Below are 20122 nucleotides of genomic sequence, written 5' to 3'. Positions count from 1 at the left end.
CCGCGCAATACCTAACGCAGCGTCAGAGATACTGTGCCCAGCGGCGTCAGCTTCGTCACGATCTCGCCCTTGCCAGGCGAGAGAACGCCGCCACAAAGGCTGCCCGTGGTGACGACCTGACCGGCGCGCAGCCCGCCCATGAACTCGTTCTTGCGGTTCGCCCAGGCGAGGAATGGCGTCATCGGATCGCCGTTGGCGTGCACGGCCGGCTTGTCGTAAATCGTCACGCCGTTGAGCGAGATGAAGCAGCCGAGGCCGCTGACATCGTCGAGCGTCCTGATGTCGAGTTCCGGCCCGAGGACATAGCCGCCATGGCCCATGGCGTCGGCAAGCCAGAGCGGAAAGGCGACATTGCCGGCCCAGTCGGCCAGCCGGCTCTCGACGATCTCGATGCCGAGCCAGGCCTTGTCGCAATGGCCGAGCAGTTCGGCGCGGGTATAGGGCTGCTCCGGCCGCAGCGGCACATCGCTGCCGAGCCTGAGCGCGAGCTCGATCTCGACGCGCAGTTCCGCACCGATCGCGCCTTCATAGACATCGCCGGATGCCAGCCATGGCCCGGGCATCAGCCCTGCGACCGGCGTGCCGTCCTCGGCGATGGCGACCTTCCAGCCGGCTTCCGCCAGCCCCGCCAACTTTGCGACAGCGGCCTGCGCGGCAAATCCATCGGCAAGCGACGCCGGCACGGGCTGGTCCGCGAGCGGCAGCAGGCTCTTGTCGCGGCGGGCGGCGCTGAGTGCGTCGCGCAGGGTCTCGGTGGTCGTCGGCATTGCGTTTCATCCCTGTCGGCGTGTCAGCCTGGCCCGTCGAAGCGCCCCTGCCCTTGCTGCGAGGCGGATGCGCTTGCCAAGTTGCTACAGCAGCCGGAGGGTTTGCGACAACCCGCATCGCGGCATCGGCGTCCTGCCACGCCCTGACAGCGTTTTCAGACATACCGCCATAAGCAGGCCAACAGGAGGAAAAGCCCATGAGCGCGTCAGCCAATGACCAGCGCATCGACTATATCGAGTTCAACGTCGCCGAGCTCGGCCGGGCACGGGATTTCTATGCCGCCGCCTTCGGCTGGACGATGACCGATTATGGCCCGGAGTATTGCGCCTTCGCCGACGGCCGGCTCGAAGGCGGCTTCACCACGCAAGGCAAACCCAATCCCGGCGGGCCGCTGGTGATCCTCTATGCCGACGATCTCGCCGCTACGCAGGCCGCGATCGAGGCGGCGGGCGGGCGGATCGTCAAGCCGGTCTTCGACTTCCCGGGCGGCCGGCGATTCCATTTCGCCGACCCCGACGGCTATGAGCTGGCGGTATGGTCGAAGGGCTGAACCGCGCGTTCAAAGACCAGCAAGACCGGGGTTTTCGTGATAGGATTTCAGCCTTGGACATGGAGGCTACCGATGCGTGTCATCGCGGAGTTCATGATGGCCTACCTCACCTGGCTCTGCGAAGCGTTTCGCGTGAGCCCGGATGAACTCACCAAGGGCCGGCGCGGCAACCTGCCGCCACCGTCGGGCGGTATCGGGTCGTACTGACCGCCTCGTCAGCAGCGGCCCTGCCTCACTTCCCCCAGCGCAGCGCCAGCGGGTCCAGCTCGCGCGCCAGTTCGATCAGGCCCTTGCGGGTCTCAGGGTGCAGCGGCGTCAGCGGATGGCGCACGGCCTCCGATTTGATCACACCGCCTTCCTTCATCACCGCCTTGGCCGAACGCAGGCCGCATTGGCGGTTCTCGAAATTGATGATCGGCAGCACGTCGCGGTAGAGCGCGGCGGCCATCTTGCGATCGCCGGCGGCATGCGCGGTCAGGATCGGCTTGATCAGGTCCGGGATCATCGCCGATGTCATCGTTCCGGTCGCACCCGCATCGAGGTCTGCCATCAGCGTGATCGCCTCCTCGCCGTCGAACGGACCGGCGACCGCACTGCCGCCAGCTTCGATCAGCGCGCGCAGCTTGTTTGCCGTGCCCGGCACCTCGATCTTGAAATAGGAGACGAGCGGCACCTCTTTCGCGAGGCGCACCATGAAGGGCACGGTCAGCGTCACGCCCGAAAGCGGCGCATCCTGCAGGATGACGGGCAAGCCGCAGGCTTCGGTGACGGCCTTGAAATGCTCGATCATGCCCTGCTCATCGGCCTTGAGCAGCGCACCGTGATAGGGCGGCATCATCATCAGCATCTTCGCGCCCGCATCGGCTGCGGCCTTGGCGCGCTGCGAGGCGATGCGGGTCGAGAAATGCGAGGTCGTGACGATGACCGGCACGCGGCCAGCGACCTGCTCCAGCGAGAGCCGCATCACCTGGTTGCGCTCGGCGTCGGTGAGCAGGAACTGCTCGGAGAAATTCGCCAGGATGCAGATGCCGTCGACGCCCTGATCGACCATCAGGTCCATGACGCGCCGGTTGCCCGCGATGTCGAGGTCGCCGTTCTCGTGGAAGATCGTCGGCGCGATCGGCAGGATGCCCTCGTAGGGTTCGGTCATGGGATTACGTCCTTCGTGGAACCGGAGCGATCAGTCGGCGAAGCCGAGAACTGCAGCGAGCATGCGGTCGAGCCGCGACATCTCGTCCGCCGTCACCCGACCGACCGAGCGCGCAATGCGTTCGGCCTTCACGGTAATCGGCTTGTCAGCCATGATCTGACACCTCGCGCGCAGCCCATTTGCGAGAGTCGGTTCGAGCGTGATGCGGAAGTCCGGTGCTGCGCTCAACGTCGTGGTCATCTGGCAAACGACGACTGATGGATGACTCTGCGGCATGCCATCGGACTGAATGACGACGGCAGGCCTCGGTTTGCTGTAGTCGCCGGACGCGGCGACGATGACGACATCGCCGCGTTTCACCATTCTTGAGAAGGATCGGGATTGTCGAATTCGGAAACGGATTCGATCCAGGCCAGTGCTTCGGCTTCGTCGGCAGGATCGAGCGCGGCGGATTGGCGGGCGATGCGCTCCCGGACCTCGGCAGAGCGCATGTCCGGCACGAGCAACCGCACCTCGCGCAGGCCCTGCTCGCGCCGTCGCCGGCGCATATCGCGCATCCGGTCTGCAACCGCCGCCATGACATCGTCTCCGAATTCGTCATCTCAGCGTAACGCGTTACGATTTCCGGAGCAAGGCGCGGCGTCATGATGCGAGGTCTCAACTCTCGGCCGATCCTGCGACGGAACGGCCCCGCAGCCGACGGATCGTACCGCCGACGAGCGGCATGAAGAGCAGCACGAGGCCGATCGTCATCAGCGTCGCGACGAGCGCGTTGGACCAGAAGATCCTGAGCGAGCCCTGGCTGAAGATCATCGACTGGCGGAAGGCGTCCTCGGCCTTGTCGCCGATGACCATGGCGAGCACCAGCGGCGCGATCGGGTAGTCGAGCTTCTTGAAGACGTAGCCGACGAGACCGAAGACCAGCGCGAGCCAGATGTCGAATTCCTTGCTCGCGGCGGTGTAGGCGCCGATGAAGCAGATCACCACGATGATCGGCCCGATGATCGAGAAGGGTATGCGCAGGATCGAGGCGAACAGGGGAACCGTCGCCAGCACGACGACGACGGCGACGACATTGCCGAGATACATCGAGGCGATCAGGCCCCAGACGAAATCCGGCCGGTCGGTGAACAGTGTCGGGCCGGGGTTCAGGCCCCAGATCATCAGGCCGCCCATCATCACGGCAGCCGTCGCGGAGCCCGGAATACCCAGCGCCAGCATCGGCAGCATTGCGGCCGACCCTGCGGCGTGGTCGGCGGTCTCTGGCGCGATCACGCCCTCCGGCTCGCCCTTGCCGAACTTGTCGGGGTTGCGCGAGGAGCGCTTGGCCATGGCGTAGCTCATGAAGGAGGCAGCCGTCGGCCCGCCGGGCGTGATGCCCATCCAGATGCCGATCAGCGAGGAGCGCAGCAGCGCGACCCAATAGCGCGGCAGCTTGGCGGCGGTCGTCAGCACGTCGCGGATGCGCACCTTGGCGGCGACGCCCTCGAACTTCAGCCCCTCCTCCATGGTCAGGAGCAGTTCGCCGATGCCGAACAGGCCGATCACCGCGATCAGGAAGCTGACGCCGGCGAGCAGCACGTCGAAATCATAGGTCAGCCGGACATTGCCGGAGATCGAATCCATGCCCACGGCAGCGAGCGTGAAGCCGATGCCCATCGAGACGACCGTCTTCAGCGGCGACGAGCCGCCAAGCCCGATGAAACTGGCGAAGGTCATGAAATAGACCGCGAAATACTCGGGCGACGAGAATTTCAGCGCGAATTTCGCGACCCAGCCCGAGAGCAGCGTGATCAGAATGACGCCCGCCAGCGCGCCGAATCCGGCCGAGAGGAAGGCGAAGGAGAGCGCCTCGGTCGCCTTGCCCTGTTTGGCCATGGGGTGACCGTCGAAGGTCGTGGCGACGGAAGACGGTTCGCCGGGAATGTTGAACAGGATCGAGGTGGTCGAGCCGCCGAAGAGCGCGCCCCAATAGAGCGAGGTCAAAAGGATGATCGCCGAGACCGGGTCCATCGAGAAGGTCAGCGGCAACAGCAGCGAGACGCCGTTGGGCGCGCCCAGCCCCGGCAGCACGCCGACGAGCACGCCGAGCAGCACGCCCGCCATCATCAGCAGGAGATGATGCGTGGTCAGCGCGACCGAAAAACCATGCATCAGGTTGGCGACGTTATCCATGCAGGCGCACCATTTTCTTCGTCGCGCCGATCAAAGGCCGATGAAGGCTTCGACCGGCCCCTTGAGCAGGCCGATCTGGAAGAATTTCTCGAGCGAAAAGTAGAAGAACGCAGCCGTGGCGAAGGCGGTCACCAACGTCTGGAACCAGCCATAGTGGCCCTGGAAGCGCATCGTGAAGACGAGATAGAGGATCGTCGCCAGGTACATGCCGAGCGTCACGCTCAGCACGACGAAAACGACCATCGGCAACAGGAAGGAGGCGACGCGTTTCGCCCGCTCGCCGTCGAGGAAATCCTCGCTCAGCGCCGCGCTGCCGGCGACCTTCCGACCGAGCGTCTGGACAATCGTCCCGCAGCTCGCCAGCGCGACAAGCGCGCCGATATAGAACGGGAAGGCGCCGGGCTGCGGCCCCGACGAATCCCAGCCTATGCCGAATTCGAGCGCGCCCTTGACGATGACGAGCCCGAAAACGAGCGTCGCCAACGCAGTCGCTATCTCGGCCCAGAAGCGGTTGATCATGAGGCGGTGTCCTCGCTCATGTAACGTTGCATAACGCGCCGTCATTCCGGGCGTAGCGCAGCGGAGACCCGGAATCCATCATAAGGCGCTGTTGTGCGTTACGATGGATTCCGGATCGGCGCCGCTGCGCGGCTTGTCCGGAATGACGGCGGTGTTTCGGGGATTACTTCGCGACCCAGCCTTCGTTCTCGAAGACCTTCTTGCTGGCGGCATCGTCCTTGGCGACGAAATCGGCGAGGTCCTTGCCCTTCAGGAAGCGGCCGGTCTGTGCCGTACGCACGACGAAGTCCTGCCATTCCGGCGTCTTGCTCACCTTTTCCAGAAGGCCTTCGTAATAGCTCACGGCGTCGGCCGGCACCTCGGAGGGCAGCCAGACGGTGCGCGGCATCTGGAAGGTCTCGAGCGGAACGCCGGCCTCCTTGCAGGTCGGGATGTCGCCCCAGCCCTTGCCCTCGAAGACCGGCTCGCTCTTGGGCAGGCGCACCGGCGAGAACACGCACAGCGGCCTGACCTGACCGGCCTTCCACTGGCCGATATTCTCGTTGGGGTTGTTGACGTTGGAGTCGATGTGGCCGCCGGCAAGCTGCACCGCCGCCGCCGCGCCGCCCTGGAACGGCACGTAGATCCATTTCACGCCGGCCGCGTCCTGGATCATCGCGGTCAGCGTCTGGTCGGTGTCCTTGGACTGGCTGCCGCCCATCTTGAAGCCCATCGGCTTGGCCTTGACGGCGTCGAGATAGCTCTTGGCATCCTTGTAGGGGGAATCGCCGTTGACCCAGAGCAGGAACTCGTCGAGCGCCAGCGAAGCGACCGGGGTCAGGTCGGAGAATTTGTAACCGAGCTTGGCGACGTAAGGCAGCAGATAGGCGTTGTTGGTGCCGAAGATGACGCGGTTGGGATCGCCCTTGCCGCCCTTGCCGTAGACATAGCCTTCGGCGCCCGAGCCGCCGCCCTTGTTGACGACGACGATCGGCTGTTCGGTCAGCTTGTACTTCGTGATGATCGACTGGACGACGCGGGCGAAATTGTCGGTGCCGCCGCCGGCGCCTGACGTGACCACGAACTCGATCGGCTTGGTTGGCTCCCAGGCCTGCGCTGCACTGATGCCGGTGAGCGCGAAAGCCCCTGCGAGCGCGGCAGAAATGCTGAAGGTCTTCATTTTGTGTTTCTCCCTGATGCTGTGTTGTTGCGAGGCCACTCTATAGCGGCGGCCCTCGTGAAGGGTCGTGAGGTCAGGCTGCGGCTTTCGCCCTCACCTTTCCGTCCTGCGCCATCTTGATGGCGAGCTGGAGCGCGGCGCGGCTGGCGCCGAGATTGGCGATGCCCTTGCCGGCGATCTCATAGGCCGTGCCATGGGCCGGCGTGCAGATCGGGAACGGGAAGCCGCCGATCAGGGTCACGCCGCGATCGAAGCCGATCAGCTTCATCGCGATCTGACCCTGATCGTGATACATCGTCAGCACCGCGTCGAAGTCGCCGTTTTTCGCGCGCAGGAACACCGTGTCGGACGGAAACGGCCCCTCGACCGTAAAGCCCTGCGCCTTGGCGGCCTTCACCGCCGGCTCGATCGTCTCGATCTCGTCGCGGCCGAAATTGCCGCCGTCGCCGGCATGGGGATTGATCCCGGCGACCGCGATGCGCGGCGGCGCGAAACCGGCGGCGCGCAGATTGGCGTCGGCCAGCGTCAGGGCCCGCAGGATGCGCTCCTGCGTGATGTTCCGCGCCACTTCCGAAAGCGGGATGTGCGAGGTCACCCGGCAGTTCCACAGCCTGTCGAGAACGTTGAACTCGCTGGCTGGCCCCTCGAAGGAGATCGCGTCGCGGACGAAGCGGATCTCGTCGTCATAGCCCGGATAGGCAAAGCGCATCGCCGCCTTGTTGAAGGGCGTGAAGAACACCGCATCGGCCTTGCCGGAGGCGGCAAAACGCAGGGCGCGGCGGAAATTGTCGGTCGCGGCCTTGCCGCCGGCCAGCGTCGCGACGCCGCGCTGCAGATCGGCTGGATCATGGTTGGCGAGATCGACGAAGACCGGCTTGTCGCCATCCGAGGGAACCGCGTCGCGCTCGCTGACAACGCGGACATCGGGATCGGCCTTGCCGTCGGCCGCGCCCATGTCGAGCAGGCGCTTGTCGCCGAAGACGACATAGCGCGCGGCGTGGCGCAGATCGGCTTCGATCAGGAGGCGGGCCAGCAACTCGGGGCTGATGCCCGAGGGGTCGCCCATCGCGACCGCGATCACCGGCAGCGGGCCGTTCGCAGGGCTGGTCATCGGACATCCTCCAGTCTTGTCTTGTTGCTGCCTTCGCTAGCACGGCGCTCTCTCGCCATCAAGTATGCTGTATGCAGCATAATTCGATTGCTGTAGTCTTGCCGTCGAAAGGCGCGCGCCGGCTTGCCGGGCGACAGCGCCGCGCCAGGGAGGCTGCCCATGAACTTTCACGCGCATTACGCCAGCATCGCCAAGCCGGTCGAAACTTGCCTCGTCGGCAGCGGCGGCTTCGGCCGCAGCTATCTCGATCAGGCTCGCCGCATCGCGCTGGTGAATGCCCGCATCGCCGTCGACATGACGGCGGACGCCGCAGGGCGGGCCTTCGCGGCGGCCGGAATCGACCGGCGTGAGATCGCCTTGTGCGAAACGGCGGCCGAGGCGCGCGCCGCGTGGGCCACTGGGCGCCATGTCGCGGCAGGCCGGCTGGAAAGCGTGATCGACCTGCCCTTCGACATGCTCGTCGAGGCCACCGGCGGACCGGAGGCCGCGACGCGCCACGCCCTGATGGCGATCGAGGCCGGCCGCCACGTCGCGCTGGTCTCGAAGGAGGCCGACAGCGTCGTCGGGCCAGGCCTTGCGCTCCTCGCGCAGCAGAAGGGCGTCGTGGTCACGCCGGTCGATGGCGACCAGCCGAGCCTCCTGATCGGGCTCGTGACATGGGCCGAGGTGCTCGGACTGGAGATCATCGCGGCGGGAAAATCGAGCGAGTATGATTTCGTCCTGGACGCCGCGACCGGCTCGGTCGCCTGCAACGGCGTGACGAAATCGCTGCCGGAGTTGCGCGACCACTGGCTGCCGGGCAGCCGCTCCATCGTCGCGACCGCCGCCGAGCGGGCGCGCATTCTGGGCCAGGCTTTCCCGTTGCGTGCAGTGCCCGACCTCTGCGAGATGACGCTCGTCGCCAACGCGACCGACCTCGCCGCCGATACCGCGGGCTTCCATGCACCGCCGGCGCGCATCCCCGAAATCGCCGACCTGTTCTCGCAGAAGTCACAGGGCGGACTGCTTTCGGGCACGCGCCGGATCGACGTATTCCACCATTTGCGGTTGGCCGAGGAAGCGAGTTTCGCCGGCGGCGTTTTCATCGTGATCCCATGCGAGAACGCCGAGACCTGGGAGATGCTGGCCGGCAAGGGCCATGTCGTCAGCCGTTCGGCCAAGACCGCGATGATGTATCTGCCGCGCCACCTGCTCGGCGTCGAAGTCGCGACCTCGATTCTCGATGCGGCGGGACTTGGGCGCTCCGGCTATGGCGAGGATTACAGGCCGCGTCAGGACCTCGTCGCCGTCGCCGGGCGCGACCTTGCTGCCGGCACGGTGCTGACCATGGGCGGGCATCACCACAGCATCGCCGGCGTCGGCGCGGAAATTCGACCTGCCGCCGCGCTGGCGGACGACCGCCCTGCCCCGTTCTATCTCGTCGCCGACCACAAGCTGGTCCGCCCGGTCAAGGCCGGCGAGGCGATCCGCCTGGGCGATATCGCGATCGATCAGGGCTCCGGCCTGCTGGCGATGAGAGGGCGTCAGGACGCGCTTTTTGCCGGCGAGACCCATTTGACAGCGTCGGGAGCCCATGCCGTAAACGGCCTGCATCGGGGAGCGCTGGCGACATCATGAGCGAGGCTTTGGCCGAGTATCCGCGCATCCTGCGCCGCACCCTGCATGACGAGGTGCTGGAGCGCCTGCGCGACATGATCATCGAGGGCAGGCTGCAGCCCGGCCAGCGTATCAACGAGGGTCTCGTCGGCGGCCAGCTCGGCGTCTCCCGCACGCCGCTGCGCGAAGCGATCAAGACGCTGGCGAGCGAGGGGCTGGTCGAGATTCTGCCGGCCAAGGGCGCGATCGTGCGCAAGTTCAGCGCCGGCGACCTCGGCCAGATCCTGCAGGTGCTGAAGACGCTTGAGCAGCTCGGCGGCCGCATGGCCTGCGAACTCGCGAGCGACGCAACGATCGCGGCGATCCACGGCCTGCACAAGCAGATGATGGCGCTCTACGCGACGAAGAACCGGCTCGAATATTTCAAGCTCAACCAGGCGATCCACTCAGCCATCGTCGCCGCATCCGGCAACGCCGTGCTGACGGAGATGCACGAGACGCTGCAGGCCCGGATCAAGCGGCTGCGCTTCATCGGCAATGAGGGGCCGGTGAAATGGGCCGGCGCGGTCGCCGAGCATGAGGAAATGATTGCGGCCCTGCTGAAGCGCGATTCAGAGGCGCTGCAGGAGGTCATCGGCCGGCATATGGATTCGACCAGGCTGCGCGTCCACGACGTGCTCTGAGACCGTCGCTCTAGCGCGCGGCCAGCCGCTTGGCAGGCTCGTACTGACCTTCGAGCCGGTTGGCGTGGCGGTGGATCAGGCGCCAGCCGCCCTCCTCGAAGCGAAAGACATGCGTCACGCGGTTCGACCATTGCGTGGCTGAATCCATGCCGGCCATTTTGACGTCGAATGTCTCGATGTCCGTAGTGTAGGCGAGGTCGGCCCCGACCACCGTCGTGACGTTCTCATGGCTGACGGTGCCGCCCTTGAACTGCTCGCCGGCCCAGTCCCAGCGCCGCGAGACCTCGTCCCAGCCCTTCTCGTAGCCGCCCCAGCCATAGAAGCTGGTCGCGTCGCCGCTATGGGAATAGAGCGCCTTGATCGGGCCGATATCGCCATTGGCGACATGGACGAGCGCGGTGCGCAGCTGCGCCAGCGCGGCCGGGAAGGCTTCGTCGGGTACCATCGTCATCTCCATCGGACGCATGTTCATTCTGTCGCTGGCTTGACAGCCTAGCGCGCCTCGCCTCCGCTGCCAGCAAAAGAACGCCCCGAGGAACCCGCCGATCATGCTGACGCTGCGCCAGATCGAGGTGATCCGCGCCATCATGATCACCGGAACGATCAGCGGCGCGGCGAAGCTTCTCAATGTTTCGGCGCCCGGCATCAGCCGGCTGATGAAGCACACCGAGCGGACGCTCAGGCTCAAGCTGTTCGAGCGCCGGCACGGCCGCTATGTGCCGACGCCTGAGGCCAACGACATCTTCGAGCAGATCAACGGCGTCTACAAAAAGGTCGACGATCTGCACTATACGCTGGCCCGCATCGAGCGCGGCGGCGGCATCGAACTGCGCATCGGCTCGGTGCCCAGCATCTGCCATGTGATGGTGCCGCGCGCGATCGAGAAGCTCCGGCGCAAGCATCCCGACCTCCGGCTCGACATCAACATCCTCAAGATCGAGGAGGCGCTCGACTATCTCCTGCTCGGCAAGGGGGAGATCGCCGCGATGAGCTACAAGCTCGACCATCCGGGCATCGATTTCCTGCCGCTATGCATGGGAGAACTGCTCTGCATCGTGCCGGAAGGGCATGAGCTCGCGAGCCGGCAGAGGATCTCGGCAGCCGAGATCGTGCGCCACCCGCTGATCGGGATCGACCCCAACGACCCTTATGGCCGGGTCATGGCCGAGATCTTCAGCCAGCAGAAGCTGGGCTACGATCTGATCATCAAGGCGCGCTTCGGCACCACAGTGTGCTCGCTGGTGCGCGCCAATCTCGGTATTGCGATCATCGACCAGTTCACCGTGGCGCATGGCTCGATGCAGGGCATCGTCGCGATCCCGATCGCCGAGCCGACGCAGTTCCAGACCTATGTCGCGATCAAGAACGACAAAGCGCTCTCGCTTTATGCCGAAGCCTTTGTCGGCCTGCTGCGCGAGGAGATGCATGCGGTGGTGACGCCGCGCGCGACGGCGGCCGCAAGGCTGCGCCAGAAAATAACATCAGGTTAGGTAATCACGACAGATTGGTTATCGCGTTAGGCCGCCAAATCGGCTTAGGTGACGCCCGGCAACGCCTGCTGACATGACAGGCGAGCCGAAACGGGGATGGATATGCCGGCTTTTGCCATAGCCAACCGGACGAAACGGGTGCTGCTGGGCCTGATCGGCTCGCCGATCGCCCATTCCGCAGCCCCGGCGATGCATGAGGCGGCGGCACGGGCTGCCGGCCTTGCTCTCCATTACCATCTGATCGAGATCGCGAGCGCCAGGCGCGACGACCTCGCCGCGATGCTCGACGGCATCCGCCGGCTCGGGTTTTCCGGCGTCAACGTCACCTTTCCCTACAAGGAAGCCGTCGTCGCGCTGCTCGACGCGCTGTCGCCCGATGCGGCCGCGATGGGCGCGGTCAACACCGTGGTCGTGCGCGACGGCGTCCTCACCGGCCACAACACCGATGCGACCGGCTTCGCCACCGCCTACCGCGCGCTCAAACGCACCGATGGCGATGCGCCGGTCGCGATCATCGGCGCGGGCGGCGTCGGCAAGGCGATCGGCTTTGCGCTCGCCTCCTGCGGCGTGACCAAACTCAGGCTGTTCGACCCTGACAGGGCGAGATGCGAGGCCCTGGCGGCCCAGCTTCGAGACCGCGCCACGGTCGAGATCGCCACAACAGTGGCGGCAGCGGTCGCGGACGTCGCCGGCATCGTCAACGGCAGCCCGGTCGGCATGCTGCCCAACCGCGACACGCCTGTTCCCGCCGGCCTGATCAGGGCGTCGCAATGGGTCGCCGACGCCGTCTATCACCCGCTCTGGACACCGCTGCTGAAAGACGCGCAGAAGGCCGGCGCGACCGTGATGACCGGGCGCGAACTTTCGATCCACCAGGCCATCGACGCCTTTGCGCTTTTCACCGGCGTTGCGCCGTCGCACAGCGCGATCGCGGAGGCCTTCGACCAGACTCTGGCGGCGCAGGAGCATAGCCACCGAGCCGCCTGACCAACGACCCGGCGAAACCGGGCGCACCACAAAACAGAAACCCGCTCTCTGGAGGAGACGACATCATGAAGACCCAATGGATCATCGCAGCCGCCGTCACGGCGGCCTTCAGCCTGCCCGCACTGGCGCAGGACAAGGTCAAGCTCATCGACGTCGTCGAGTTGTCGGGCGCGGGCGCGACCGCCGGCACCAACTTCAAGAACGGCATCGACCTCGCCGTCGCCGACATCAACGCCAAGGGCGGCATTCTCGGCAAGCAGATCGAGATCGTCCACTACGACACGCAGACCAACCCGGGAAACACCCGCGCCGCAGTGCAGCGCGCCATCGACGAGGGCACCTATGCCGTGCTCGGCCCGGTCTTCTCCGGCCCGATCGCGGCTTCGATGCAGATCGCCCAGCGCGCCGAGATCGCCCAGATCGTCGGCGGCGAGGCGGCCGGCTTCACCCTGCAGGGCAACAACTACATCTTCCGCACCTCGCTCAGCCAGACGGCGGCGATGCCCAAGATCGCGAAATACCTCAAGGACACCGTCAAGGCCGGCTCGGTCGCGGTCGTCTGGGTCAACAACGACTTCGGCAAGGGCGGCCGCGACGCGATCCTGCCCGAACTGCAGAAGGCCGGCATCAAGGTCGTCGCCGATGTCGCAACCGAGCAGGGCCAGGCCGATTTCGCGGCAGACGCGATCAAGGTCAAGAACGCCAATGCAGACGCCGTCTTCGTCTATCTGAACGAGGAGGAGAGCGCGCGCTTCCTGACCGCAGCCAAGCAGCAGGGCGTCACCAAGCCGATGGTCGGCGAGACGACGCTGCTCGGCGCCAAGGTGATCTCGCTCGCGGGCGACGCCGCCAACGGAGTCAAGGGCCATGTCGGCCTGTCGATCGACGCGCCGATCCCGGCCTTCCAGGAGTTCGGCAAGAAGTTCCAGGCGAAGTTCAACTACGCGTCCGACCATAACGGCCTGAAGGGCTACATGGCCGTCTATATGGTGAAGTGGGCGACCGAGAAGCAGAAGAAGTTCGACAAGAAGGGCCTCGCCGACACGCTGCGCGGCGCGACGATCAAGGTCTCCGACGAGCCGGGGATCCTGATGGACACCACGATCGAGCAGAACGGCGACCTCGACCGCGAGAGCTTTCTGGCCGAGGTCAAGGACGGCAAGCAGGTGATCACCGCGACCCTGCCGAAGATCAAGCCGTAGGTTTCTAGGCTTTCGACAAAAGGAAGCGCCGTCATCCCGGGCGACCGAAGGGAGACCCGGGATCCATTCCTGAACTGTTCCGGAATGGATCCCGGCTCTGCGCGGCCAAAGGCCGCTACGGCCGGGATGACACGGCAAAATTGACAACGGCGCTCTCCAACCGAGCGAGACAAAGCCATGGCCGAATTCGTCGCCTATCTCATCGCCGGCATCGCCACGGGCGCGATCTATGCGGTCGCCGCCATCGGCTTCACGCTGGTCTGGCAGACCTCGCAGACGATCAACTTCGCCCAGGGCGAGTTCGTGATGCTGCCGGCCGTGCTCGTCCTGCTCGCGATCAAGCTGCTGGGCGCGCCGATCTGGCTGGGAGCGCTCGTCGGCATCGCCGCCTTCATCCTGATCTTCGGCGTCGGCTTCAAGCTGGCCGTGGTCGATCCGATGATCCGGCACGGCGTCCTGCCGCTCGCCATCGCCACCATGGCGCTGTCGATCATCATGAAGGAAGGCGCCAAGGACGGCTTCTCGGCCGAGGCGCAGAATTTCCCGTCCTTCGTGCCGTCGCAGACGATCTCCGTCTTCGGCGCCTCGGTCTCGCTGCAGCATCTGGCGATCATCGCGGTCGCGTTTGCGGTGATCTTCCTGCTGCAATGGTTCGTCGGCGGCACCCGCCTCGGCCGTCAGATGCAGGCGACGGCGCAGAACCCGACGGTCGCGCGGATTCTCGGCATCCCGGTCGAACGCATGGTGCTGCTGACCTTCGTCATCAACGCGGGGCTGGCCATCGTCGCGTCCGTGCTGATCTCGCCGATCTATCTGGCGAAGTTCTCGAATGGCGAAGTCATCGGCCTGTTCGCCTTCATCGCGGCGATCGTCGGCGGCTTCAATCAGGTTCGCGGCGCGCTCGTCGGCGGGCTGGTCGTCGGCATCGTCGACAGCATGGCCGCTGCCTACATCTCGTCGCAATACCGGCTGGCGGTGCCGCTGGTGCTGCTTGTCATCATCATCCTCGTCAAGCCCGAGGGCCTGATGGGCCGCAAAGAGGAGCGCCGCGTATGACCGCGCCAGCAACCCGCGGCTCGCTGCCCGAGCAGGCACGCCTCGCGAAGCTGCCCATGCTCGGGGGCACCGTCGACGGCATCCTTGTCACACTCGTGCTCGGCGCCGTCATCCTCTGGTTCGCGCCGGCTGGCATGGGCCGCTACGGCACCTATGTGCTCTCGCTCTGGCTCGTCATGAGCGTCGCCGTGATGGGGCTGAACCTGACGCTGGGCTATGCCGGGCTGAAGTCGCTGGCCCAGGCCGCCTTCATGGGGATCGGCGCCTACACGACCGCGATCCTGACGACGAAATACGGCGTCTCCTGGTATGCCGCCTTTGCGCTGTCGGGGCTTCTGGCCTTCGCGGTCGGGCTCGTGCTCGGCTTCCCGGCGCTGCGTGTGAAGGCGCATTACCTCGCCTTCGTGACGCTCGCCTTCTCGACCCTGATCTGGCTGATCTTCCGCAACGAGCAATGGCTGACGGGTGGCGTCTTCGGCATCTCCAACATCAACCGGCCGGATTTCCTCGGCATCAAGCTGTTCGGCGCGCTCGAATTCCATCGCTTCGTCGTCGTCATCACCTTCATCCTCGCCGTCATCCTGTGGTGGATGATCCGTAGCCCATGGGGCCGCGCCTTCACGGCGTTGCGCGAAAACCCGATCCGGGCCGCGAGTCTCGGCATCGACACGCGGATGTACACGCTGCTGGCCTTCGCGATCGGCTCGGCCTATGCAGGCTTTGCCGGCGCTCTCTACGCGCCGCTGGTCGAGTTCATCGACCCCTCCCCCTTCTCGCTGTCGCAGAGCTTCTTCCTGCTGCTGATGGTGGTGGCGGGCGGCTCGGGCTACCTGCTCGGCCCCTTTGTCGGCGCGCTGCTCGGCGTCGTGCTGCCGGAATGGCTGCGCTTTGCCGGCTCGCTCTACCTGATCATCTTCGCCGCGATCGTCATGCTGCTGCTGATCGCCTGTCCGCAGGGGGTGAGCGGGCTTCTGGAGCGGGCTTACGCCAGGCTCACCGGGAAGAAGGTCTCGCGCTGATGGGCAATCCCTCGCAAGGCGGCAAGGTTCTGGAAGTCACCAATCTCCATAAGGCTTTTGGGGGCATCAAGGCCGTGAACGGCGTCTCCTTCTCGGTCAACGAGGGCGAGATTTTGGGCATCATCGGCCCCAATGGCTGCGGCAAGTCCACCCTGTTCAACTGCATCCTAGGCCAGCTCGAACCGACCGAGGGCTCGGTCAAGCTAGACGGGCAGGATGTCACGAACCTGCGCCCGTCCGAGCTCAACCGGCGCGGCGTCAGCCGTACCTTCCAGCTCCTGCAGGTCTTCCCGGAGCTGACCGTGCGCGAGAACCTGATCCTCGCGGGCCAGGAGCACGAGGGGACGATGCTGTCGCGCTTCTTCGGTGCGCGCGATGCCGGCCTGTCGGAGAAGGCCGACCAGATGATCGCCTTCTTCAAGCTCGGCCATCTGATCGAGGCCAAGGCGGGCGGCCTCTCCTACGGCCAGCAGAAGCTGCTCGATGCCGCGATGGCCTTCATGGCCGGGCCACGCCTCGTTCTGCTCGACGAGCCGGCCGGCGGAGTGAACCTGACCATGCTCGGCGACCTGAAGGAGCGGCTTCGCGCCATCAACGCCGAACAGGGCGCGACCTTCGTCGTGATCGAGCATAACATGGATTTCGTGATGAGCCTGTGCTCGCGGGTCGTGGTGCTCGCCGAAGGCAAGGTGCTGGCGCAGGGCACGCCTGCAGAAGTCAGGGCCAACCCGGCCGTGATCGAAGCTTATCTGGGGCATTGAGGAGCCGGCGATGACAACCCCCATCCTCGAACTCGACGGCGTGGTCGGCGGCTACGGCGCCATGACCATCCTGAACGGCACCACGTTCAAAGTGCCGCGCGCCGCGATCACGACCGTCATCGGCCCCAACGGCGCGGGCAAATCGACGGTCTTCAAGGCGATCTTCGGCCTGCTCAAGGTCCGAGAGGGCCATATCCGGCTCGAAGGCCAGGACATCACCAACTGGTCGCAGCGCAAGCTGCTGGAGGCCGGCATCTGCTATGTGCCGCAGGGCCGCAACATCTTCCCCGAGCTCTCGGTGCGCCACAACATCGAGCTCGGAGCGGTCGCGGCAGGAAGCCACATCACCGACATGCCCAGGCGGCTGGAGGCGGCGCTCGACCGTTTTCCGGCGCTGCGGGCGAAGGCCGATGTGCAGGCGTCCACGCTCTCGGGCGGCCAGCAGAAGCAGCTCGAAATCGTGCGCGGGCTGCTGCTCGACCCCAAGCTCGTGCTGATCGACGAGCCCTCGATCGGCCTGTCGCCGATGCTGGTGCAGGAGACGTTCGGCATATTGATGGAGCTTCGTTCGAAGGGCGTGACGATCCTGATGATCGAGCAGAACGCGCGCTCGGCGCTGGAGATTTCCGACGAGGGCCTCGTGCTCGAACTCGGACAGACCCGGATGCAGGGCCCGGCGGCGACCATCCTCAACGACCCGCGCGTTGCGCAGCTCTTTTTGGGCGGCGCGCTGACGGAGGCGGCGTGATGAGTGGCGCGACGCCTCTTCCCTTCCCCCCTTGCGGGAGAAGGTGGCACGGCGAAGCCGTGACGGATGAGGGGTCGCGCCGCCCTCTCCGCTGTTGTCGGAAAGCGCAGCCCGACCCCTCACCCCAGCCCTCTCCCGCAAGGGGAGAGGGGGTGCGTCGCGCTTCCAGCCCAAGCTTCTCGACGTGAGTGCGGCCCTGAAAATAGCCCTCGTCGGCGCAGGTCTGATCGGGCGCGCCCATCTCGACCGCCTGGACGCTTCGGCCGAGTGCGATTGCGCCGCGATCTGCGACCCGACCGAGGTCGCAAAGGCGCTCGCGGCCGAGCGGAACCTGCCCTGGTTCGCTTCGCCGCGCGAGATGCTGGCGGCGCTGAAGCCCGATGGCGCGATCATCGCGACACCCAATGCGCTGCATGTGCCCAATGCGATCGACTGCCTCGATGCCGGCGTTCCCGTGCTGGTCGAGAAGCCGCTGGCCGAAAGCGTCGCCGCGGCGCAAAGCCTGATCGAAGCGCAGGCGCGCACCGGTCTGGCCGTGCTGGCAGGCCACCACCGCCGCCACAACCCGATCGTCAAGGCGGCCCGCAAGCTCGTGCAGGAAGGCGGCATCGGCCGGCTCGTCGCGGTCAACTCGCTGTTCCTGATCCGCAAGCCGGACGATTATTTCGACGTGGCCTGGCGGCGCGAGACTGGGGGCGGCCCGGTGCTGATCAACCTGATCCACGACATCGACAATCTTCGCTTCATCTGCGGCGAGATCGAGAGCGTGCAGGCGATGATGTCGAATGCGACGCGCGGCTTTCCCGTCGAGGACACGGCGGCGCTGACCTTCCGCTTCGCCAATGGCGCGCTCGGCACCGCGACCGTCTCCGATGCGACGCCCGCGCCCTGGAGCTGGGAGCTGTCTTCCGGTGAAAACAAGGCGTACCCACCGCAGCAGAGTGATTGCTACCTGATCGCCGGCAGCGAAGGCTCGCTGTCGCTGCCGAAGCTGGAACTCTGGCGCTACGAGGGACGACCGGGCTGGTGGGAGCCGCTGCTGCGGGAAACCTTGGACGTGACACCAGTCGAACCGCTGGCCGAACAGCTGCGCCATTTCTGCGCGGTGATCCTCGGCGACGAGACGCCGATCACCAGCGCCGCCGATGCGACCCGCACCCTTGCCGTTGTCGAAGCCGTAGCCGAAGCTGCGCGGCATGGCGGCCTCGTATCCGTCGATCCCGAGGCAAGGGCCAGAGCCGCATGAATCAAACCTCGATTGCGACCGTCTCGCTCAGCGGCGACCTCTCGGAGAAGCTGCAGGCGATCGCGGCCGCCGGCTACGACGCGGTCGAAGTCTTCGAGAACGATTTCCTGACTTTCGACGGCAGTCCGCGCGATGTCGGCAGGATGATCGCCGATCTCGGCCTGACGATCTGCGCCTTCCAGCCTTTCCGCGATTTCGAGGGCATGCCGGAGCCGCTGCGCTCGCGGACCTTCGCCCGGGCCGAGCGCAAATTCGCGATCATGAACGAGCTCGGCGCCGAGTTGATGCTGATCTGCTCGAACGTTTCGCCGCAATCGCTCGGCGGCATCGACCGGGCGGCGGCCGATCTGCGCGAACTCGGCGAACTGGCCGCCCGTTTCGGCGTGCGCGTCGGCTATGAGGCGCTGGCCTGGGGACGACACGTCAACGACTATCGCGACGCCTGGGAGATCGTGCGCCGGGCCGGGGATGAGCGGATCGGCCTGATCCTCGATTCCTTCCACACGCTGGCGCGAAAATCACCGCTGGAGCCGATCGCGTCGATCCCCGGCGACCGCATTTTCCTGGTCCAGCTCGCCGATGCGCCCAAGCTCGACATGGATGTGCTGAGCTGGAGCCGGCATTTCCGCTGCTTCCCCGGCCAGGGCGATCTGGCGGTCGCCGATTTCGTCAGGGCGGTCGAGGCCACCGGCTATTCCGGCCCGCTTTCGCACGAGATCTTCAACGACCAGTTCCGGGCGGGTTCGGCGCGCCGGCTCGCAACCGACGGCATGCGCTCGCTGATCGCGCTCGCGGACCAGACGAAGCCGACACTGCCGCCACGCGCCGATGTGCAGGGCGTCGAGTTCATCGAGTTCGCGCTCGACGAAGATACGGCGGCCGATCTCGCCGCGCTGTTTTCGGCGCTGGGTTTCCGCCAGACCGGGGCCCATCTCAGCAAATCGGTGACGCGCTGGAGTCAGGGCGCGATCAACCTCGTGCTCAACACCGAGAAGGACGGCTTTGCCCAGTCTCATGCGATCATGCACGGGCCCGGCGTCTGCGCGATCGGGCTCAAGGTCGGCGACGTCGCGCAGGCGATGGAGCGGGCGCGGGCGCTGAAAATCCCCGCCTTCGAGCAGCCTGTGGCGCCGGGCGAGATGCATATCCCCGCCATTCGCGGCGTCGGCGGCTCGCTGATCTACTTCACGCAGGACCAGGGCGAATTCGGCCATGTCTGGGAGCGCGAGTTCATCGCCAGCAGCGCCGGGGCCGCGCCTGCCGCGCCACTCCTCCAGAGCGTCGACCATATCTCCCAGTCGATGGACTATGAGGAGATGCTGTCCTGGCTGCTGTTCTACACCTCGCTCTTCCATCTCGAGCGGATTCCGCAGACGGCCGTCGCCGACCCCGGCGGGCTGGTCGAGAGCCGGCCGATCGTCAGCGCCGACGGACGCCTGCGCTTCGTGCTGAACGGCTCGCAGGCGCAGCGCACACTGTCCTCGCGCTTCGTCTCGGAGCATTTCGGCTCGGGCGTGCAGCATATCGCGTTTGCAGCGCCCGACATCTTCGCGGCCGTCAAGGCGATGCGCGAGGCCGGTCTCTCCTTCCTCGACATCCCCGAGAATTATTATGAGGATCTGGAAGCGCGCCACGGGCTCGATCCGGAGCTGATCGACGCGCTGCGCGAGCACCACATCCTCTACGACCGCGACGGCGAGACCGAGTTCCTGCAGGTCTACACCCATGTCTTCGCGCAGCGCTTCTTCTTCGAGATCATCGAGCGGCGCGGCGGCTATGCCGGCTTCGGGGCGGTGAACGCGCCGGTCAGGCTCGCGGCACAGGCGCGCGAGGCGCGGCCCGTGACGGTGCCGCGTCCGCTCAGAGACGGCTGAAGTCCCTTCGCGCCGTCTGGGATCAACG

At 66.0% G+C, this 20122-nt stretch carries 22 protein-coding genes; 13 read left to right on the top strand and 9 right to left on the bottom strand.

From position 1 onward, the window contains the following. Nucleotides 1–11 precede the first annotated feature (11 nt). The gene (locus AC1DZY_RS01410; RefSeq protein ID WP_476818269.1) at nt 12–767 is read right to left on the bottom strand and encodes a fumarylacetoacetate hydrolase family protein; all 756 of its coding nucleotides are present in this window, start codon (nt 765–767) and stop codon (nt 12–14) included. A gap of 197 nt (nt 768–964) precedes the next feature. On the opposite strand from AC1DZY_RS01410, the gene AC1DZY_RS01405 reads away from it, so the two are divergent. Together AC1DZY_RS01405 and AC1DZY_RS01400 are read left to right on the top strand one after the other, a co-directional pair. Continuing rightward, a complete protein-coding gene (locus AC1DZY_RS01405) occupies nt 965–1318 on the top strand; it encodes a VOC family protein (protein ID WP_476818268.1) in 354 nt (117 codons plus the stop codon). Between the two features lie 72 nt (nt 1319–1390). Next, nucleotides 1391–1525, top strand: a complete 135-nt coding sequence (locus tag AC1DZY_RS01400) for a hypothetical protein (protein ID WP_476818267.1) — start codon at nt 1391–1393, stop codon at nt 1523–1525. Between the two features lie 25 nt (nt 1526–1550). On the opposite strand, the gene AC1DZY_RS01395 is transcribed toward AC1DZY_RS01400, so the two are convergent. The 7 genes from AC1DZY_RS01395 to AC1DZY_RS01365 all read right to left on the bottom strand — a co-directional run bounded on the left by AC1DZY_RS01395 (nt 1551) and on the right by AC1DZY_RS01365 (nt 7432). Continuing rightward, nucleotides 1551–2468 (bottom strand): dihydrodipicolinate synthase family protein, encoded by a 918-nt coding sequence (locus AC1DZY_RS01395; RefSeq protein WP_476818266.1) that lies wholly within the window; start codon nt 2466–2468, stop codon nt 1551–1553. A gap of 30 nt (nt 2469–2498) precedes the next feature. Then, the gene (locus AC1DZY_RS01390) at nt 2499–2831 is read right to left on the bottom strand and encodes a type II toxin-antitoxin system PemK/MazF family toxin (RefSeq protein WP_476818265.1); all 333 of its coding nucleotides are present in this window, start codon (nt 2829–2831) and stop codon (nt 2499–2501) included. Next, nucleotides 2825–3046, bottom strand: coding sequence for an antitoxin MazE-like protein (locus tag AC1DZY_RS01385; RefSeq protein WP_476818264.1), 222 nt, complete (start codon nt 3044–3046; stop codon nt 2825–2827). Before AC1DZY_RS01385 ends, AC1DZY_RS01390 begins: the two co-directional genes overlap by 7 nt. A 79-nt stretch (nt 3047–3125) precedes the next feature. Beyond that, entirely contained in the window at nt 3126–4643 is a 1518-nt protein-coding gene (locus AC1DZY_RS01380) for a tripartite tricarboxylate transporter permease (RefSeq protein WP_476818263.1), read from the bottom strand. A 30-nt stretch (nt 4644–4673) separates the two neighbouring features. Beyond that, a complete protein-coding gene (locus AC1DZY_RS01375) occupies nt 4674–5162 on the bottom strand; it encodes a tripartite tricarboxylate transporter TctB family protein (protein WP_476818262.1) in 489 nt (162 codons plus the stop codon). A 163-nt stretch (nt 5163–5325) separates the two neighbouring features. Next, a complete protein-coding gene (locus AC1DZY_RS01370; protein WP_476818261.1) occupies nt 5326–6321 on the bottom strand; it encodes a Bug family tripartite tricarboxylate transporter substrate binding protein in 996 nt (331 codons plus the stop codon). Nucleotides 6322–6394: 73 nt separating this feature from the next. Continuing rightward, on the bottom strand, nt 6395–7432 hold the full coding sequence (locus AC1DZY_RS01365) for a 4-hydroxythreonine-4-phosphate dehydrogenase PdxA (RefSeq protein WP_476818260.1): 1038 nt from the start codon (nt 7430–7432) through the stop codon (nt 6395–6397). A gap of 159 nt (nt 7433–7591) precedes the next feature. Here AC1DZY_RS01365 and AC1DZY_RS01360 point away from each other — a divergent pair, with 159 nt between their 5' ends. Further along, on the top strand, nt 7592–9049 hold the full coding sequence (locus AC1DZY_RS01360) for a flagellar biosynthesis protein FlgA (protein ID WP_476818259.1): 1458 nt from the start codon (nt 7592–7594) through the stop codon (nt 9047–9049). After that, nucleotides 9046–9711, top strand: coding sequence for a GntR family transcriptional regulator (locus AC1DZY_RS01355; protein ID WP_476818258.1), 666 nt, complete (start codon nt 9046–9048; stop codon nt 9709–9711). Before AC1DZY_RS01360 ends, AC1DZY_RS01355 begins: the two co-directional genes overlap by 4 nt. Before the next feature lie 10 nt (nt 9712–9721). Here AC1DZY_RS01355 and AC1DZY_RS01350 read toward each other — a convergent pair whose 3' ends face one another. After that, a complete protein-coding gene (locus AC1DZY_RS01350; RefSeq protein WP_476818257.1) occupies nt 9722–10156 on the bottom strand; it encodes a YybH family protein in 435 nt (144 codons plus the stop codon). A gap of 103 nt (nt 10157–10259) precedes the next feature. Here AC1DZY_RS01350 and AC1DZY_RS01345 point away from each other — a divergent pair, with 103 nt between their 5' ends. The 9 genes from AC1DZY_RS01345 (at nt 10260) to AC1DZY_RS01305 (ending at nt 20094) form a co-directional block, all read left to right on the top strand. After that, on the top strand, nt 10260–11201 hold the full coding sequence (locus tag AC1DZY_RS01345; protein WP_476818256.1) for a LysR family transcriptional regulator: 942 nt from the start codon (nt 10260–10262) through the stop codon (nt 11199–11201). Nucleotides 11202–11303: 102 nt separating this feature from the next. After that, complete coding sequence (locus AC1DZY_RS01340; protein ID WP_476818255.1) at nt 11304–12188, top strand: shikimate dehydrogenase; 885 nt, start codon at nt 11304–11306, stop codon at nt 12186–12188. A 65-nt stretch (nt 12189–12253) separates the two neighbouring features. Next, entirely contained in the window at nt 12254–13390 is a 1137-nt protein-coding gene (locus AC1DZY_RS01335; protein ID WP_476818254.1) for an ABC transporter substrate-binding protein, read from the top strand. A gap of 177 nt (nt 13391–13567) precedes the next feature. Continuing rightward, the gene (locus AC1DZY_RS01330; protein ID WP_476818253.1) at nt 13568–14446 is read left to right on the top strand and encodes a branched-chain amino acid ABC transporter permease; all 879 of its coding nucleotides are present in this window, start codon (nt 13568–13570) and stop codon (nt 14444–14446) included. Nucleotides 14447–14502: 56 nt separating this feature from the next. Then, nucleotides 14503–15465, top strand: a complete 963-nt coding sequence (locus AC1DZY_RS01325; protein ID WP_476818775.1) for a branched-chain amino acid ABC transporter permease — start codon at nt 14503–14505, stop codon at nt 15463–15465. Next, nucleotides 15465–16226 (top strand): ABC transporter ATP-binding protein, encoded by a 762-nt coding sequence (locus AC1DZY_RS01320; RefSeq protein WP_476818252.1) that lies wholly within the window; start codon nt 15465–15467, stop codon nt 16224–16226. Before AC1DZY_RS01325 ends, AC1DZY_RS01320 begins: the two co-directional genes overlap by 1 nt. A 10-nt stretch (nt 16227–16236) precedes the next feature. Beyond that, nucleotides 16237–16974 carry an ABC transporter ATP-binding protein gene (locus tag AC1DZY_RS01315; RefSeq protein WP_476818251.1) on the top strand — a complete coding sequence of 246 codons (738 nt, stop codon included), beginning with the start codon at nt 16237–16239 and terminating at the stop codon, nt 16972–16974. A gap of 184 nt (nt 16975–17158) precedes the next feature. Beyond that, nucleotides 17159–18220 (top strand): Gfo/Idh/MocA family protein, encoded by a 1062-nt coding sequence (locus tag AC1DZY_RS01310; protein ID WP_476818250.1) that lies wholly within the window; start codon nt 17159–17161, stop codon nt 18218–18220. Next, on the top strand, nt 18217–20094 hold the full coding sequence (locus tag AC1DZY_RS01305; RefSeq protein ID WP_476818249.1) for a bifunctional sugar phosphate isomerase/epimerase/4-hydroxyphenylpyruvate dioxygenase family protein: 1878 nt from the start codon (nt 18217–18219) through the stop codon (nt 20092–20094). Before AC1DZY_RS01310 ends, AC1DZY_RS01305 begins: the two co-directional genes overlap by 4 nt. The last annotated feature ends 28 nt before the right edge of the window (nt 20095–20122 follow it).

Source organism: Allobosea sp. P2_A10, assembly GCF_056405115.1.
The sequence above is the reverse complement of the archived record's forward strand: the minus strand, read 5'-3'. Positions and strand labels throughout refer to the sequence as shown.